This window comes from Pseudoalteromonas sp. SANK 73390, from assembly GCF_054966645.1.
Window position 1 is genome coordinate 162,360 of the sequence record NZ_ARPN01000035.1, and the last position, 18,194, is coordinate 180,553.

Sequence of the window (18,194 nt, forward strand, 5' to 3'; positions counted from 1 at the left end):
TTACCTTTGTTTCAGTCAGTGCACGTAGCTAGGCTGAACTATGAATACATATAAAAAACAAATTTCTCTGCTTGCTACTTGGTTTATAGCCTCTATTTGCCAGGCTAATGAAGATCCTGATATATTTGCGTTGTCTTTTGAAGAGCTGTTAGATGTTAATATCAGCTTAGCCACAAAAACCGATGAAACGCGCGCCAGTGTCCCCTCAAGCATTACGGTGTTTACCCATCAACACATGTCTTTGTTAGGCGTTACCAATGTTTATGATTTGATGAACTATGTGCCTGGGTTTCAATCAACTCGCGGTGATTGGGTTGGGGCTGTGCCTAAAGAGCATACCCGTGGTGTGTTTTTAGATAGTGGTAATGTACTTGTTATGCTCAATGGACATCGATTGAACGAGTCGTCATTTGGCAAAGCGTCGGTATATATGCCACACATTTCAGTAGACACTATTAAAAAAGTTGAATTTATCCGTGGGCCCGGATCAGCACTTTATGGCAGTAATGCATTTTTAGGTGTGATGAACATCATTACCTTTAAAAATCGAAACCAAATGAGTGCGGGCATTGGAGAGCAAGGGTATACACAAGCGGCATTCAGTCTTAGCAAATCACTTTCTAATGTACTGGCTGTATATGCAAATGCATCTTGGCAAGGACAGCAGGGGCATCGTTATGAACAGGGCGTGAGAGACCCGCTTGCTAGTTACTATGTCGAGTTTGGTGCACAATGGCATGATTTTGAGCTATCAATGTGGCACAACCAAACGCAACTTAATGGTTTTGTGAACTTGGCGGGTTGGTCAGATGAAAACAAGCACAAAAGTGAGAATATCGCTTTTTCGCTTGGATATGATTGGTTGAATAGTGACAAATGGGATGTCCGTTCAACGCTAAAATACATCAAACATGATATTTATTCTGCCGGTTTAATTGCCACAGCCCAGCAGTTGGGGCTTGAGCATGACTTTTTTGTTGGGCCCGCATGGCAATCAATTGATTTCTCAATTAATGTTGATGCTGCTTATCGCGTAAGTGTCTCAACTGCAATTAACTTTGGTGTTGAGTATTCTGAAGAGGAACAATCTGAAGCGGGAATTAATAGCAGTTATTATGATTTCACCCGTGGTGACGTATATTTGGGTAATGAATTTTATCAAGATGGCGTAATTACTGTAAAACCGCATATCCCCTTTAATAACTTATTACAATCATTCGACTCAACTGCAATATACGGACAGGTAAAATATGCGCTGACTGAGCAGGCCACGTTGTTTTTTGGTGCTAGATACGATGAAGTCAAAGGCATAGACAGTAAACTTTCTCCAAGAGTGGCGGCTACTTACGCCCTATCAGAGCACCATACTCTTAAACTTCAGTATGGTGAATCATTTCGCACGCCGGTAAGCAACGAATTGAACTCAAATGATGATGTGACCGTGGGTAACCCTGACCTGACGTCAGAATATGTTAAAACCACAGAGATTGTGTGGCATAACAAATATACAAATTGGGAGTTTGATTTTGTACTATTTGATAATCAACTCAAGGATTTCATAAACTTGGTTCCTATTCAATCAGGCTCATTACCCATCGAGCAAAGGCGTTTTACATTTGAGAATATATTTAATACGAATATGCAAGGATATGAATTAAATGGCAAGTTTAATGCAACGGACGCTACTTGGTTAGAATTTGGCTATACCCACCTAATGGATGAGCCTTTTAACCCAAGTTTTAAGCGTTTTGCAACCACATCAGTTACTCATAATGCAGGTTCATTGCGATTGAGTGTGAACGCCATATGGAGAGATAGCGTATTTGTACAAACACCGGAACCAGGCGTGCTAGAAAGTGTAGATCAAACCGCCTATTATCTTGTTGGTGGCTCGGTATCGTGGCGCTTTGATGAGGGAAAATCAATTACGCTTAAAGCAAGTAATATTTTTAATAAACAATATGTTACATTTGAGCCTAGGATAGATGATGGAAAAATAGCAGGTGCTGGTAGAAGCATCAAATTACACTATGTACAAAAATTTTGATTGCTTAACGTTTAGCCATATAAAGCTGATTTTATTCAAATTAATCTATTTCATTATTTCATCCACCGTTAAGAAGTAACACCTGCGAATACTAATAGACCTAAAGTTTGACAGAAGAGCTGATATTAATCAGTTTGTTATCTGTGAAATCAATTTATAACCATCAGAGATAAAAACTCCCAACTAGCAAGTTCCTTTTTAAGGTTTGTTAATCTAAATGAAAATAGTTATTGAATGCATCTTTATTATTCGTTAACATTCGCCCGCTATAATAACCTTACAAAAATTGGGATTACTGTGAAAAACATTAAAAATATTGCACTCTCGCTCGTATGTATTGGCGTTTTAGCTGCCTGTGGTAGTGATGACAAAAAGGTCGCTGCGCCTGTTGATACAGGTCAAAATCAAGGTAATGTTCAGACAGACAAAACAACTGTGGTACATCCAACAGCAACCATTGAAAGTGTGGTTTCAGCGAATGCTGACTACGCATTTGCAGTATATACAGATGCTTTACACAGTGCACAATCACTACAAGAAGCCGTTGATAAATTTGTTGCCAGTCCAAGCGAAAATAATTTTATGGCTGCTAAGCAAGCATGGTTGAGTGCGCGTGAACCTTACGGACAAAGTGAAGTATTTCGCTTTCGTGAAGGGCCAATTGATGCGTTAACAAAAAATGAGCAAGGAAATTGGACATTAGAGGATGGACAAGGTCCTGAAGGTGCGATTAATGCGTGGCCATTAGCTGAAGCACTCATTGATTATACACAAGATATGGACGGCAATCAGTCACGAGGTAATGGCCAAGTGTATCAAGCTGGTGGTAATATTATTTTAGATAGTGTCAGTTTCCCTCAGATCACTGCCGAGTTAATTCGTGAAAAGTTTGAACTAGATGGTGAAGAAGCGAATGTCACCTCGGGTTATCACGCAATTGAGTTTTTACTATGGGGCCAAGATCTTAATGCTGACCTAACTTACACAGCACAACGAGATTATACTGCAGGTCATCGACCAATCACTGATTACTACACCAGCACAAACTTACCAAGTGATGAGGCAAATGGTCGCACTTGTACATCAGGTGAGCAGGGCTCATTTAATGAAATATGTGAGCGCCGTGGTGTTTATCTCAAGGCTGTTACACAATTATTGGTAAAAGATTTACAAGCTGTAGTTGATGCATGGCGGCCTGACACGGGGTTCCATTACCAAGAATACGTAAAAGCTGAAAACGCAGCAGCAAATCTTGGCGCGATGTTAGAAAGCATGGGCCGTTTAAGCTTTGGTGAGCTGGCAGGAGAGCGAATGAGTATCGCTGTGCGTACCGATAGCCAAGAAGATGAGCACTCATGTTTTTCCGATAATACACACAGAGATATTTGGTTAAATGCAAAGGGTATTCGAAATACTTACCTTGGCCTTTATACACGCGTAAATGGGTTAGAGCAAAGTGGTGCTAGCATTCATAACTTATTGATCACTAAAGGTCATGAAGAACTTGCAGTAAAACTAAAGGCGGCGCTTGACAGCACTATGGCCAAAGTTCTAATTATTGATGAAACAGCTAAATCAGGGATGTCGTTTGATGTGCAAATTCAAAAAGCTGAGCATAAAGAATATATCTATGCGGCTATTTCTGCTCTAGGTGAACAAACGGACCTTATCCAACAAGCCATTGATGCATTAGATGTGTCAGCTGAAGATCTTAAACAAGATACAGAAGAAAATATTTAACCAACCTTATTGAACAATACGGCTGGCGCAATGCCAGCTATTTCAGTTTCTGATGCAAATTACATTTGCACAGATGCAGGGGCACTGAAGTGACATATACATTGAAAAAATTATTTATGCTGATTGTGATTATAAGCTTAAATGCTTGTGGTGGTGGAGACTCAAACAGCGAGAGTAATGATAAAAAAGACAACAGCAATGAGAGTGAACAAGTAGCAACCAATAATCATGCTTTTAACATTACCATCAATGATGGGTTAGCACCGTTATTAATCAATCAACCTGACTCATCCGAGCACCTGAGTGCCGGACTTGGGACAACAAATATGGTTGACCAAAATGCTTATAGCCAAGCGATTGAAGCCATTGTCGATGAGCCTCAACTTGATGCGGTTTTTAAAGCGGGTGATCATACCTTTAGAAGTAACCATGATGGACAAGGGCCGCTGTTTAACAACACTAGTTGCCAAGGTTGCCATATTAAAGATGGTCGAGGACAAGTGCCAAGCACCGCTGATGAAGCGATGAGTAGTATGTTTTTGCGTATTGGCGATAGCTTAGGTAATGTTGAACCGACTTATGGTGAGCAACTGCAAGTATTTGGCACATTAGAAGGTACATATGGTGGTGTAATTGCTAAGTATCGTGGTGCGTTAGATGAGGGCTTGGCTTACGGTGAGGCGTATACTTGGGTTGAATATGAGCGCGTTACAGGTGCTTTTTCTGATGGTGAAACTTATGAACTACGTAAGCCAATATATAAAATTAAAGACTTGGCTTATGGAGATTTTATTGATGATGTGCAGTTTTCGGCACGTGTAACGCCACATGTTTATGGTTCGGGTTTACTTGAAAGTATTCCACAACAGCATCTTTTAGCCTACGCAGACCCTACTGATAACAATAATGATGGGATTTCAGGACGTCCAGCTTATACATCACATCCTGTTTCAGGCGAAAAACAAATTGCAAGATTTGGACAAAAAGCGGTAACGGGCTCGGTATTACAGCAAATTGCAGGGGCATATCGTGGAGATATGGGGGTAACGAACTCGATAAACTCAGCAGAGCCGTGCACAGATGCACAAATAGCGTGCCTTGTTCAAGCTGAACGAGAAAACAACAAACATCATAATGGTGTTGACCTAAATGATGTAGATTTGGCACAAGTTGAGTTTTATAACCGAACTTTGGCAGTCCCGAAACGTCGTGGCTTTGATGTAAGTACTCAGTTATGGCAAGAAGAAATACTGGCCGGCCGTGCACAGTTCTATGCAGCTAATTGTCATAGCTGCCATGTTCCTCGTTATAAAACTGCACAAGCTCCGGGTAGTGTGTTGGGTGATGTTGATTTAGTGTCTCTCTCAGATGCCCGTACAAACATTATAGCTTTAGAGCAACAGGTCATTTATCCCTATACTGACTTGCTTTTGCACGATATGGGCGGGTCATGTGTGGTGAGTAAAGAATTGATTGATGGGCAATCGTGCAATGAAGGTGAGCAGTGCATTTATGTACAGCGTTGTGAAGGCTTAGCAGATGGCCGCCCAGAGGGAGAAGCAACGGCAAGTGAATGGAAAACGCCGCCTTTGTGGGGCTTAGGTTTAGTTCAAACAGTAAACCCAAAGGCAACTTTTTTGCACGATGGTAGGGCTAGGAGTATACAAGAAGCCATTCTTTGGCATGATGGTGAAGCTAAAGCTTCGCAGCAAGCTTTTATCAATATGGATAAAACACAACGCACTGCATTATTGGCATTCTTAGGGTCGCTATAATGTTAACTTTAAGTTTGCTATCAGCGGTACTATTAAATACTGCCGCTACAACACAAAATGTCATTACAGAGTTACCTCAGCGCAAAGTGCCTGTCTTTTCAAAACAAGAGCTACTGCCCGGAGGGCAGGCTACGGCCAGACGTATTGCTAAAAGGACCTTTATTCATCCAGCTGGCAATGTGCCTACCATGGAGCAGTTGGACTTTTGGGATGGTTTTTCGTTTTTTCGAGACCCTTGGGTTGCTTCGCCTGCCATTACAACTGATAGAGATGGCTTAGGGCCTCTTTTTAATGCGCGTTCTTGTAAAACTTGTCATAACGATGGGGGCCGTGGTCGATTGAATAAAAGCGGTGAGTTTGCTGCCCCCGCGTTATTATTTCGCTTGTTAAAAAGCGAATCTTATGGCAGTGATAAAAATTATGGTAGTCAATTGCAGCCTAATGCAGTGCGTGTATCGCATCATAAAATAGCAAAGGCCATAGCGGGCGAAGGTAAAGTCAGAGTACATTATGAGGCATTATCAGGTAAGTACCCAGACGGTATTTCTTTTAGTTTAAGAAAACCTCATTATGAGCTGGAACAATTAGGATATGGCCAAATAGAAACGAATACGGTGTTATCTGCACGTTATACACCGGCTATTTATGGGATGGGGTTACTAGATGCAATTGCTGAGCAAGATTTACTTGCCCAGCAAGATATGGATGACCAAGATGCGGATGGCATTACTACAAAATACAATTTTGTAACAAATGCACTAACGGGACAAATACAAATTGGCCGGTTTGGTTTCAAAGGATTGCATGCCACATTAGAGCAACAAGTTGCAGGCGCATTTTTAAATGACATTGGGATCACCAACCCAGTTTTTAGTGAAGAAGTATGTACAGATGCTCAATTAATGTGTCGAAATGCGGCAGAGATTGACCCTGAAGGTACGTTAGACATACCTAAAAAGTTACACGATTTAACTGTATATATGAATCAAATCTTAGCGGTGCCTAAAGCACGAGATTTATTAAGTGAACGCGCACAAAATGGCAGAGCGTTATTTTATCAGCTGCGTTGTGACACCTGTCATACCCCTAAATATATTACCAGGTCTGATTATCCAATAGTGGCTTTGCAGTCTCAGTCAATTTACCCCTATTCAGATTTAGCTCTACACGATATGGGCGCACAACTAGCTGATAAAGGCATAGAAAACTTAGCGCAAGGCAAACAGTGGCGAACACCGCCGTTATGGGGGATTGGCCTACAAAAGCGTGTACAAGGATTTCAAGCATTTTTGCATGACGGCAGGGCGAGAACTCTTGAAGAGGCGATTCTTTGGCATGGTGGTGAGGCAAAAATGTCTCAACAAAGCTTTATGAATTTGAGCGCAACACAGCGCAGCGACCTAATTTATTTTTTAAAACAAATATAAGCTTAAGTGGGATATATAATGGCACAAAAAGATAATAAAGCTGTTTTCTGGACGTTTTTTTTAGTTTTGATGACGACCGTGTCATTAAGTGGCTGTGGAGGTGGTTCCGATACACCACAGATCAATAAAGAGCAGCAAGAACAGAATAATAATACTGAGGGCGCTTCAACAACGACACAGAAAAAGTTAACGCCAGAACAGGGGTATGAGCAGCTTACTAGGGCTATGGTTGATTCGGTGATTTTGCCAGTTTATCAAAATGTAAAACAGCAAAATTTAGCTTTGAAAGCGCAAACAGCAGCTTTTTGCAATAATACGCAACGCGATCAAAGTAGCCTGATCCAACTACAAAGTATTTGGCAACAAACGAGTTTGGCTTGGCAACAGGCACGTACTATTAAATTAGGTCCAATCGCAGACACATATCACTACTCAAGAATTCAGTTTTGGCCAATCTCAGCGGATAAGCTGGCCAGCGATGTGATAGCTTTGCTGGATGCAGAACCTGATTTCTCACAAGGTGTTGCATCATTAAAACACCAAGTGCAAGGTTTACCAGCCTATGAGTACATAGTTTTTAATTCTCAAATACCATTACTTGAGGCACAAGACTTAGATAAACGATGTAATTATTTAAATGCTATTACCGAGAATATTGAAACTTTATTAAATAATAGCATCACTCATTGGCAAGGGGAGTATGGTGACAATTTTAAAGCGGGCTCAGGTAAGTTCACGGATAAAAAACAGGCTTTGGAAAAGCTATTGACGATATGGTTTGAATATCTAGAGGTAATAAAAGACAACAAAATTGATGGTCCGTTAGCACTTGAGACCCCAGGTAAAGTAGAACTCGTAGAAAGCGCTTTTAGTCAAACTTCACTAAGAAATATACATGCAAATATTGTTGCTCTTGAACAAATATATAAAGGCTCTGAAGGATTCGGTTTTGTTGACTACTTAAGTAAAGTAAGTCAAAGAGATGATGTAGCAACAGAAATTGACCTGCATTTTAAGGCAATCTATGACGCGATTGATGTGATGCAATACCAACCAATGAAAACACTCATTGCTACAAACCAAGGCCGTTTTCAGTTGGAAGCACTGTCTACTTCAATTGCGAATTTACGCAGTTTAATGAGCAGTGATTTTGTACAAATTACGGGTCTTGAACCTGGTTTCAATACCAACGACGGAGATTGAAAATGTTAGTTAAAACGAGCGCTGTGAGGTTGTCTCGTCGTGACTTTTGTAAGGGGTTGTTTGCTATTAGTGCCAGCGTATGTATTACGCCTTTTTTCACCAGTTGCAGTGTTATATCAAAGCAGCACTTTGCGAGTGCATACACTGATAAGCAAGGTAATCACCATGTTGCTTGGTTTAATCAACATGGTGATATTTTAGGGCAAGTTAATATTCAAGTAAGGGCACATGATTTATGTTATGTGCCTCGTAACAATATATTACTGGCATTTTCTCGTCGTCCCGGTCGTGTGCTGTACGTGATTGATTTAGATACTCAGACAATTATTAATAGAGTAAAGAGTGCGAAAAGCCAGCACTTTTTTGGTCATGGTGCATTGAGTAAAGATGGGAAGTGGCTTTATACCACAGAGAATCGTTATGATGATTCATACCGAGCACACGAAGGCATCATTGTTGTTAGAAACACCAGTAGCTTTAGCACTGAAGCACAGTTTAGTAGTGGAGGTATTGGCCCTCATCAGCTCGCGATGCTTGCGCATGAAAATACTTTGGTGGTAGCTAATGGTGGCATTCATACACACCCAGCCAAGGCGAGAGCAAAGTTGAATTTAGATGTGATGCAGCCAAATTTGAGTTATATCAATATGCTTACTGGAAAAGTAGTTGAACAGGTAAAACCACCGGACCATCAGCTGAGTACGCGCCATTTATGTTTAGCTTCGGATGATACTGTTTATGTTGGATGCCAATATCAAGGCCCCGCACATTATGTAAAGCCTCTTGTGTTCTCACATAAAAGAGGAAGCAAATTGAATGCATTACAAGCAAGTGAATCTCAGTGGCTGACTTTTAAACAGTATATAGCAAGTTTAGCTGTTAATAAAAATGGCAATGTTATTGCTGTAACGTCGCCAAGAGGTGGGGTGGTTGGTTACTGGAATAGACATACCGAAACACTGCGACAGCTTACAATGAACAGTGATTGTGCTGGTATTGCCCCTTTGGAGAGTGAATTTATTGCAAGTACTGGACATGGCTTGCTAACATCAACGGGAATCGAAGTTGAGCACCCGCTTCATTGGGATAACCACATGATAGCAATATGAAGATCCTTCATTAAATTAAATAGTTAGACATAATAAATCTTCATAGTAACGGTTTATTATGTCTTTTAGTTTTAGTACAGTTCAAATCACACGTTTTCTGTTCTTAAAACGTTACAGTATAGCATTTTACCCCCTGATTTAGAATGAATACTCTGCCACTTTGAATCACGCCAGCCTATTAAACTGCATAATTCGACCCTCAATCCTGTCTTTTTAGACTTAATCTGACTTTTTTGGCAATGCAATATTTTTTCATGTATTAAAATTGTTAACAATTGTAACTCACTCTTTACGTTTTTAGGCTGGTTTTTTGCATTTATTCAAGGTTTGAAATATTAGTTAATTGATTTTTAAGTGTATATTTAATTTCAATAAGGTGTTTATTTTTTGTTAAGTTTGTCTGTGTTTTTTATATTCGCTCTACTAAGCTGTTTTTAGCGGTGAAACTATAGCCGCTGATTAAAAGTCAGCATTACTGACGGATACAACATAAACAATAAATTGGAGCGTAAACGTGAAATTATCAACTATCACTTTATCCACACTTTCAGCATTGGCTGTGATACATATGGGCACAGCGGCGGCTGCAAATAAGCAGTTTTTAAATCAAAATAGCACGATTAGTGCGGCCATTAATTCGCAAGCAGTATCGGTACTTTCTGCCAAACCACGAGATGTTGTGGGTTTAAGTGCAGATAACGAGCTGGTGCTAATTAAAGAATTTAAGCAACCCAATGGTGATGTGACGCGTCGTTATCAGCAAATGTACAAAGGTGTACCAGTGATTGGTGACTCGGTGATTTTATCATTTGATAAAAATAATCAGTTGAAATTTGCTCATGGTGCTGCTGTGTATGATATTGCAGCTGATGTGTATGCTGTGACACCCACTTTAGATGAGGATATGGCGGTTGCTAGAGCAGAACAAACGCATGGCATGAAGGCGTTAAACGCTAAAGGCGAAAAGCTAGAAAAGCATAATGAAACTAAACAGTTAGTAGTTTGGGTTAATAGTAAGAATAAAAAAGCTTACCTAGCATATGAAGTGCAATATGTAGTGTACGGTGATAATCCATCTCGACCATACCAAATTATTGATGCACATACTGGTGAATTATTATTTGGTTACGAAAACTTGCAACATGCTGAAGCGACAGGTCCTGGCGGAAACCAAAAAACAGGTCGATATGCTTATGGAACCGATTTTGGCTATCTAAATGTGAGTCAGTCTGGTAACACATGTACGATGAATAATACTAATGTGAAAACGATTAACCTAAACCATGGTACATCAGGTTCTTCAGCACATAGTTTTACTTGCCCAGAAAATACAGTTAAGGAGATAAATGGTGCTTACTCACCGTTAAACGATGCACACTATTTTGGTAATGTTGTATTTGACATGTACAACGATTGGATTGGGTCGCCTCCACTTTCGTTCCAGTTGAAAATGCGTGTTCACTACAGTAATAACTATGAGAATGCATTTTGGGATGGCAGTGCAATGACTTTTGGTGACGGTAAAGATAGATTTTACCCGTTAGTAAGTCTTGACGTCTCTGCACATGAAGTGAGTCATGGTTTCACTGAGCAAAACTCTGGATTAATTTACAGTGGAAAATCAGGAGGACTCAACGAAGCTTTTTCAGATATGTCAGGTGAGGCAGCTGAATTTTATATGAAAAATTCAAATGATTGGTTAGTTGGCCAAGATATATTTAAGTCTCAAGGTGCGCTTCGTTACATGAATAACCCAACGCAAGATGGGCGCTCTATCGATCACCAATCTGACTATACCTCTGGTATGGATGTGCACCACAGCTCAGGCGTATTTAATAAAGCGTTTTATAACCTAGCTACGACTGCGGGCTGGGATACTAAAAAAGCGTTTTTAGTTATGGCTAAAGCCAACCAAGAATATTGGACAGCAAGTACTAATTGGGATTTAGCGGGTAACGGCGCTATTGATGCAGCATGTGATCTTGGTTTTGATACCGATGATGTTAAAGCTGCTTTAGCGGCGGTTGGTGTTACTTCAAGCGCAAGCCCTGGTGGTAATTGTGGTGGCCCAATCACAGATGAAGAAATTTTCAACGGTGTGCCTCGTTCTGGTATCTCAGGTGCAGCAAAAGTGCAGCAGTTCTTTGTACTGAATGTTCCTGCCGGTGCCACTAACTTGAATTTTGCAACTACTGGTGGCACGGGAGACGCAGATCTGTATGTACAGTTTGGTTCAAGACCCTCACTTGAAACATTTGATTGTAAAAGCACTAGTTCGTCATCAACTGAAAGCTGCGCGATTAACAGTGTGCAAGCTGGCACTTACTTTGTAATGGTAGAAGCTTGGAATCAAATTTCCGCAGTGACGTTAACCGGTAGTTTTTCTACTGATACGGGCGGCCCAACTCCAGTTGACCGCACAGAAGCGAATATCTCAGTTGCACGCAATGACTGGGCGCGTTTTACTCAAGAATTAACCGCAGGTTATTCTTCATTAGATGTCACTATTTCAGGTGGAACGGGGGATGCGGACTTATATGTTAACTTTGGTTCTGCATCAACTACGACCAGTTATGAATGTCGTCCGTATAGAAGTGGCAATAGCGAAACTTGCACGATTGCTAACCCGCAAGCAGGCACTTGGCACATAGACTTACGTGGCTACAATGCAGCAAGTGGCGTAACGCTTAATATTAAAGCAAATTAATCTGCGTTTAAGGGAGCATTTGCTCCCTTTTTTATGCAACAGTAAAGGATAATACAACATGAACATAGCAATAACATTGCCCTTAGTGGGAGTAAGTTTACTTGCAAGCTTTGTGGTGACGGCGAATGTGCCAACAGATGAAAAAATTTGGGTAACCATTGACCCTCATGCAGCAAAACACTATCAATTAAAAAATATGATGAGCGGAGTATCGGTAAATACACAAACCAGTGCTCAAGAAAATGCCAGTCTAATGCAAGTTGATGAGGGGATGGTGGAGAAGCTGAGTGCATTTATGCATGATAATTACCATCGCTGTGGTGGCTTTGTGGCGCACAGCTCTTATCAAGAAGCTCAGCAATATTTGGCGCAGCTTGCTGATGTGCAAAAGGGAGATATTAGCCCACAACTCGTTGCTTATACAATTGATAACCCTGAGCGAGTTAACAGTTTGCTAGGTTACATTTCAGCCAACAATTTAACTAATACGGTTAATACACTAAGTGCTTTTCATAACCGTTACTATACGCAGCAAACAGGCGTTGACGCGGCGCAATGGATAAAAGGCCACTGGCAGCAGCTAAGCGCGTCTCGCAGTGACATTAGCGTTGATTATTATAATCATAGTTGGTCGCAGTCATCAGTTGTAGTGACTATTGCTGGAAGTGAAAAAGCGAATGAAATAGTTGTTATTGGCGGTCATTTGGATTCAATCAATTCGTCAAACCCAAGTGCAGGAAGGGCCCCTGGAGCAGATGATAATGCATCAGGTATTGCTGTGTTAACTGAGGCATTGCGTGCAGTTGTAGCCAGTGATTTTAAGCCTAAGCGTACCATTCAAATTATGGGTTATGCGGCTGAAGAAGTCGGACTTCGAGGTTCAAAGGCTATCGCTCAAGCATATAAATCGCAGAATAAAAACGTGGTTGGTATGGTGCAGTTTGATATGTCGGGAAGAAATGGCAGTACACAAGATATTGTGATGATGACTGATTACACTAATGGCGCGCAAAACCAATTTTTAGGTCAGCTTATTGATACTTATTTACCGTCGATAAGCTATGGCTATGATCAATGTGGGTATGGCTGCTCTGATCATGCATCTTGGTATCAGCAAGGTTATGCGGCATCTATGCCATTTGAATCAGCGATGTCTGATGTTAATAGAAAAATTCATACCGTCAATGATACTGAATTTGATGCTAATCATTCTAGTAAATTTGCAAAGTTGGCCGTCACTTACTTGGCAGAGCTTGCAAAAGACGCTGGCACAATTGACCCTGTACCAGATAATAAACTAGAGAATGGCGTTGCCAAATCGGGCATTTCAGGTACGCCTAAACAACAATTGTTTTACACGCTAGAAGTACCTGTAAATAGTTCAGGGCTTAATTTTACAACTGCAGGTGGAACAGGTGATGCAGATTTGTATGTTAAACTTGGCTCTAAGCCTACTCTCGATATGTATGATTGTAAAAGTACCACGTCAACAAGTAATGAGCGCTGCGATATCGCAAATGCCCAAGTCGGTACTTATCATGTGATGGTTGAAGCGTGGAATCAGATAAGCGGTGTGAGTTTAACTGGAAGTTATCAAACTGCAGGGCAAGGTCCGACACCCATTAACCGCCAAGAAAGTAACTTGAACGTAAGTCGTGGTGATTGGATTCGCTTTGAACAGGGTTTAGATGCCGGATACGCAAATTTAACAGTGGCGATATCTGGTGGTACAGGCGATGTCGACCTGTATGTGAAGCATGCAAGCGACGTATCAGACACAATACATGATTGTCGCCCTTATAAAAATGGCAACGTAGAGTCTTGTAGTTTTGACTCTCCTGAGTCAGGCACTTGGTATATTGGCCTTAAAGGTTATAGTAATAGTAGTGGTGTTACACTGACTATTAATGCGCAATAGTGACTAAGTAGCAATTAAGTAAAGCTGGAACTTGCGTCGTTCTGGCTTTACTTAACGATTTATTCACTTTTATCCTTGTTGTTAGCGAAACACTCCTTCATACTCTTTGCAAAATGTTCTAATAAACTTGTGCCATTAACTGTCTTTTGGCTATCTATATGAAAGAAAATAATAACTCTAATACAAATCACTTTTTGCTGTTCTTAGCACCTAGCATATTTTTACTCACGTGTTTAACACAAGCGCCGACTGACTTAAGCCCGCAAGCATGGCGTACCGCTGGCTTGGCAATTTGGCTTGCGATTTGGTGGGTTAGTGAGGTTGTTCCTATTCCTGTTACTTCATTAGTACCATTACTCGCAATACCACTAGCGGGTATTAATGATATTAAATCTGCTTCAAGCTTATATGCCCACCCATTGATATTTTTGTTTCTTGGCGGCTTTTTGATTTCGATTGCTATGGAAAAGTGGCAGTTACACAAACGGATTGCATTACATACTATGCTGCGCTGTGGTAACAATGCGCGCATACAGATTTTAGCCATGATGTTGGTAAGTGGTTTTTTATCTATGTGGATTAACAACACAGCAACGACGCTGATGATGTTGCCGATTGCACTTTCTGTGATCCATGTTTTACAGGAAAACAAAAGCAACTGCGACAACTATGGCAAAGCGTTACTTTTAGCAATCGCTTATAGTGCAAGTATTGGAGGGGTTGGCACTATTATAGGCACTGCACCAAATGCTTTAATGGCTGCCTACTTATGGGAAAATCACCAGATTAAGATTGGTTTTGCACAGTGGATGGTATTGGCTGTGCCTTTTAGTATGCTCATGATTATACTGAGTTGGGTGTGGTTAACGCGCTTTGCGTTTAAGGTTAAAACAACCTCTAGTGAAGTAGATTTAGCCGCGCTTTTTGCCAATCAGCTTAATTCATTGGGAAAAATGTCCTTAGCGGAGAAAAATGTCTTTGTGGTATTTTTGTTTGCCGCGGTAAGTTGGATATTAAGGCCATATTTAGCATTGTGGTCTGGACTTGATATTACCGATACGGGGATTGCTATCGCTGCATCTATACTGTTATTTGTATTACCATCGGGTAAGCCACATCAGCGTATTATGGATTGGCAATCTGCTAACCAGTTACCTTGGGGAATACTACTATTATTTGGCGGTGGATTAACGTTAGCCTCTCAAATTAAAGGCTCAGGATTGGCCGATTATATTGCTAATTCACTCTCTGGTGCGTCATTAGTGCCTATTGTGGTTGGTGTCTTGCTTGTTGCAGCATTAATTTGCTTTTTGACTGAGCTTACCAGCAACACCGCTACAGCAGCTGGTTTTTTGCCTTTACTTGGGCCAATAGCCGAACAAGTGGCAGGTACACCATTAATTTGGGTGATACCAGCCGCTATAGCTGCCAGTTGTGCATTTATGATGCCTGTGGCAACGCCACCTAACGCCATTGTGTTTGGTTCTGGAGAGCTAAAAATTAAAGATATGATTAAAGCGGGTTTTGCTATGAACATCATTGCGATATTATTGATAACAATGCTAACGATGACTGTGGGTGGTTGGCTATTTGGCTTCTGAGAAGCCAAGATATGATTGTGCTTCTTACCTAGTTGCTTTATCGAGTGCCCTAATAACGAAAAAGGATATCTAAACTTATGCAAGTTGAATCAATTTCAGAACTGAATAAGCAGCTGATGGCGATGCAATTGGCTTTTACACAGCATCCTTATATGGATTTATCTTCTCGGCGCGATTTGCTGAACACGCTCAAACATGCTTTGATTGAGCACCAAGCTGATCTCGTTGCTGCAGCTGATAGAGACTTTAATGGTCGAACCGAGTTTGACTCTGTGTTTGGGGATATTATACCTACCATTAGTGCATTAGATTACATGCAAGCGCAACTAAAATCGTGGATGAAGCCGCAAAAAAGAGCATCAGGTCTGCTGTTATGGCCCTCTAAAGCGAGTGTTCAGTACACTCCAAAAGGGGTTGTTGGCGTAATTGCGCCTTGGAACTATCCAATACAACTTGCCTTGTTACCCGTTGCTACTGCATTTGCAGCAGGTAATAAGGTCATGCTAAAACTCAGTGAGTTTACCCCTGAAGTGAATCAGGTGATTAAAAAGGTATTTGCTCATTTGCTTGAGCATTGTACGATTGTTGAAGGAGATCACCACGTAGCTAGCGCATTTTCACAGTTGAAGTTCGATCATCTGTTCTTTACTGGGGCGACTGAAGTCGGCAAAAAAGTAATGGCCAGTGCCGCGCAAAATTTAGTACCTGTAACACTGGAGCTTGGTGGGAAATCTCCTGTTCTCGTCGCAGACGATGCTGATTTAACGCATGCGGCAAAGAGTATTTTATTTGGCAAGTTGCTAAATTGTGGCCAAATATGCGTGGCGCCTGACTATGTGTTAGTCACTAAAGCTCAATCGGAAGCCCTAGTTAAACAATTAAAAGCACAATATACAGCAACTTATAAACTGCAAGAAAATGATAAAAAGTTATCGAGTATCATCAATCAAAAACAGTTTTCACGATTACTAGAAGCATTAACGGATGCGAAAAGTAACGGGGCTACAATATGGCCATTGATGAAAGATGATTACTCAGACCAGCGAATGGGTTTGCACCTAGTTATAAACCCAAGTGCTTCTATGCAAGTAATGCAAAATGAAATTTTTGGTCCCATTTTACCTATTGTTGTGGTTGATAATATTGACGAGGCACTTCAACATATTGAGCTGCATGAAAGGCCGTTAGCAACTTATTTATTCAGTAATGATAAGACCTTAATTGACAGAGTAAGTACGACATTACGTACCGGAACCCTAGCGATTAATGAGACCGTGTTGCAGGTAACCGTCGAAGATTTACCGTTCGGTGGGGTAGGTCATTCAGGTATAGGGCAGTATCATGGCAAAGAAGGCTTTATAACGTTTAGTCACGCAAAGAGTATTCTACACAGCAATGGTAAAACTAAGTTGCGTACCCACATGATGTTTAAGCAATCTAGCCTATTGATTAAGTTGGTTAAAAAGTTGTTCTTTTAAGGAAGCGGCCTTATCTACTTTAGCTGCGGCCAATGCCACTTCAGTTTTAAATTCAAGAGAGTGGTTTCTACGTTTTCTAGTCGTCATCTGTTCCAGTAATTTTGGTTACTATAAAAACGGAATAACCACTTAAAGTGAAGTCAAAAATTGGGGCCAGCTTTTCTATCGGTGACCCTTAAAAGTGCAGGATGCTGTAGTTTTGCTTGGGTAATCATGCTGAAGCTTCTTTTATAATCTCAGCCGTATAACTTTTTACTTTTCTTTTTGTTACTTTACACGTCAATAATTGGACTATTTTTCATTATTAAAGTGCCCAGTCTAGTCAAATCAGTTCAGTTATTAAAAGAGCGATGAATTGAATAGCCCTCAAATTTAAGGGCTATATGTGTGTAGTGATAAGGTTAAAATACTGCAGTACGAGGTCTTATCTCAGGAATGTACTCACGAGCTTGTATTTTGTAGTAAATTGCCGTGGCCCTTTCAGTTGCGCGTTCAATTTGTGAAGGAGAAAGGTGTTTTTCGTCTAAGGCACGGCTTTTAGATGCGGCTTGATTGCCGTTGTATTCTGCAATACTATTCCAAATGTATGACTTTTCAATATTTTTAGTAACACCCAGCCCTTGGTAATACATCAGCGCCATATTAAACTGTGCTAAAGTATAATTACTGGCCGCAGCTTTCTCGTACCAATCCATAGCAGTGTAGTAATCTTTGATCACACCATCGCCATTTGTGTACATGACACCCAAATTAAATTGTGCTGCTGCCAAGTTTTTTTTAGCAGCTCTGGTATACAACTCAACAGCCTTTTGTTTATCTTGCTTAACACCTTGGCCTTGTTCATGCATAACGGCCAAAGAAAACATAGCATCTGCTACGCCTGTGTTTACGGCATCTTGAAAAAGCTGTGCAGCTTTTCGCAAGTTTTTAGGCACCCCATGACCGCCTTGGTACATTTTAGCTAGTTCGTATATTCCGGGGCCGTAACCCATATCAGCTAAATATCTAAATTCTTTTAAAGCGACTTCAAACTGGCCGGCATTTGCCGCTTCAATACCTGATTCTAAGCTTGCATTACTGGGTAATGCCCATGTCAACATACCAACACATAGGGCAATTCTTACTTTTTTATGCCACATGTTACACCTCCTATAATTTGACAATGTCAGTTATGGTGATCAAACGCTTT

General features: G+C 40.7%; 11 protein-coding genes. 10 read left to right on the plus strand and 1 reads right to left on the minus strand.

Annotation, left to right across the window (positions count from 1 at the left end; translation table 11 throughout):
* Positions 1 to 40 precede the first annotated feature (40 nt).
* The 10 genes from SANK73390_RS03275 to SANK73390_RS03320 all read left to right on the plus strand — a co-directional run bounded on the left by SANK73390_RS03275 (position 41) and on the right by SANK73390_RS03320 (position 17,005).
* A complete protein-coding gene (locus SANK73390_RS03275) occupies positions 41 to 2,047 on the plus strand; it encodes a TonB-dependent receptor plug domain-containing protein (protein WP_462763480.1) in 2,007 nt (668 codons plus the stop codon).
* A gap of 297 nt (positions 2,048 to 2,344) precedes the next feature.
* Complete coding sequence (locus tag SANK73390_RS03280; RefSeq protein WP_462763483.1) at positions 2,345 to 3,787, plus strand: imelysin family protein; 1,443 nt, start codon at positions 2,345 to 2,347, stop codon at positions 3,785 to 3,787.
* Positions 3,788 to 3,876: 89 nt separating this feature from the next.
* Positions 3,877 to 5,562, plus strand: coding sequence for a di-heme oxidoreductase family protein (locus tag SANK73390_RS03285; RefSeq protein ID WP_462763486.1), 1,686 nt, complete (start codon positions 3,877 to 3,879; stop codon positions 5,560 to 5,562).
* Positions 5,562 to 6,989, plus strand: coding sequence for a di-heme oxidoreductase family protein (locus SANK73390_RS03290; RefSeq protein WP_462763489.1), 1,428 nt, complete (start codon positions 5,562 to 5,564; stop codon positions 6,987 to 6,989). Before SANK73390_RS03285 ends, SANK73390_RS03290 begins: the two co-directional genes overlap by 1 nt.
* Positions 6,990 to 7,007: 18 nt before the next feature.
* Entirely contained in the window at positions 7,008 to 8,192 is a 1,185-nt protein-coding gene (locus SANK73390_RS03295) for an imelysin family protein (protein ID WP_462763492.1), read from the plus strand.
* Positions 8,193 to 8,194: 2 nt separating this feature from the next.
* Positions 8,195 to 9,301 (plus strand): DUF1513 domain-containing protein, encoded by a 1,107-nt coding sequence (locus tag SANK73390_RS03300; protein ID WP_462763495.1) that lies wholly within the window; start codon positions 8,195 to 8,197, stop codon positions 9,299 to 9,301.
* 514 nt (positions 9,302 to 9,815) lie between these two features.
* Positions 9,816 to 12,008 (plus strand): M4 family metallopeptidase, encoded by a 2,193-nt coding sequence (locus SANK73390_RS03305; RefSeq protein ID WP_462763498.1) that lies wholly within the window; start codon positions 9,816 to 9,818, stop codon positions 12,006 to 12,008.
* A gap of 58 nt (positions 12,009 to 12,066) precedes the next feature.
* A complete protein-coding gene (locus tag SANK73390_RS03310; protein WP_462763501.1) occupies positions 12,067 to 13,926 on the plus strand; it encodes a M28 family metallopeptidase in 1,860 nt (619 codons plus the stop codon).
* A gap of 158 nt (positions 13,927 to 14,084) precedes the next feature.
* The gene (locus SANK73390_RS03315) at positions 14,085 to 15,527 is read left to right on the plus strand and encodes an SLC13 family permease (RefSeq protein ID WP_261591438.1); all 1,443 of its coding nucleotides are present in this window, start codon (positions 14,085 to 14,087) and stop codon (positions 15,525 to 15,527) included.
* Between the two features lie 77 nt (positions 15,528 to 15,604).
* A complete protein-coding gene (locus tag SANK73390_RS03320; protein WP_462763504.1) occupies positions 15,605 to 17,005 on the plus strand; it encodes a coniferyl aldehyde dehydrogenase in 1,401 nt (466 codons plus the stop codon).
* Between the two features lie 401 nt (positions 17,006 to 17,406).
* On the opposite strand, the gene SANK73390_RS03325 is transcribed toward SANK73390_RS03320, so the two are convergent.
* Positions 17,407 to 18,144 (minus strand): tetratricopeptide repeat protein, encoded by a 738-nt coding sequence (locus tag SANK73390_RS03325; protein WP_462763506.1) that lies wholly within the window; start codon positions 18,142 to 18,144, stop codon positions 17,407 to 17,409.
* Between the last annotated feature and the right edge of the window lie 50 nt (positions 18,145 to 18,194).

What these genes read in the sequence shown, in the direction of transcription:
- SANK73390_RS03275 (WP_462763480.1), top strand. Translation starts at nt 41, where the DNA reads ATGAATACATATAAAAAACAAATTTCTCTGCTTGCTACTTGGTTTATA.
- SANK73390_RS03290 (WP_462763489.1), top strand. Translation starts at nt 5,562, where the DNA reads ATGTTAACTTTAAGTTTGCTATCAGCGGTACTATTAAATACTGCCGCT.
- SANK73390_RS03295 (WP_462763492.1), top strand. Translation starts at nt 7,008, where the DNA reads ATGGCACAAAAAGATAATAAAGCTGTTTTCTGGACGTTTTTTTTAGTT.
- SANK73390_RS03300 (WP_462763495.1), top strand. Translation starts at nt 8,195, where the DNA reads ATGTTAGTTAAAACGAGCGCTGTGAGGTTGTCTCGTCGTGACTTTTGT.
- SANK73390_RS03310 (WP_462763501.1), top strand. Translation starts at nt 12,067, where the DNA reads ATGAACATAGCAATAACATTGCCCTTAGTGGGAGTAAGTTTACTTGCA.
- SANK73390_RS03315 (WP_261591438.1), top strand. Translation starts at nt 14,085, where the DNA reads ATGAAAGAAAATAATAACTCTAATACAAATCACTTTTTGCTGTTCTTA.
- SANK73390_RS03320 (WP_462763504.1), top strand. Translation starts at nt 15,605, where the DNA reads ATGCAAGTTGAATCAATTTCAGAACTGAATAAGCAGCTGATGGCGATG.
- SANK73390_RS03325 (WP_462763506.1), bottom strand. Translation starts at nt 18,144, where the DNA reads ATGTGGCATAAAAAAGTAAGAATTGCCCTATGTGTTGGTATGTTGACA.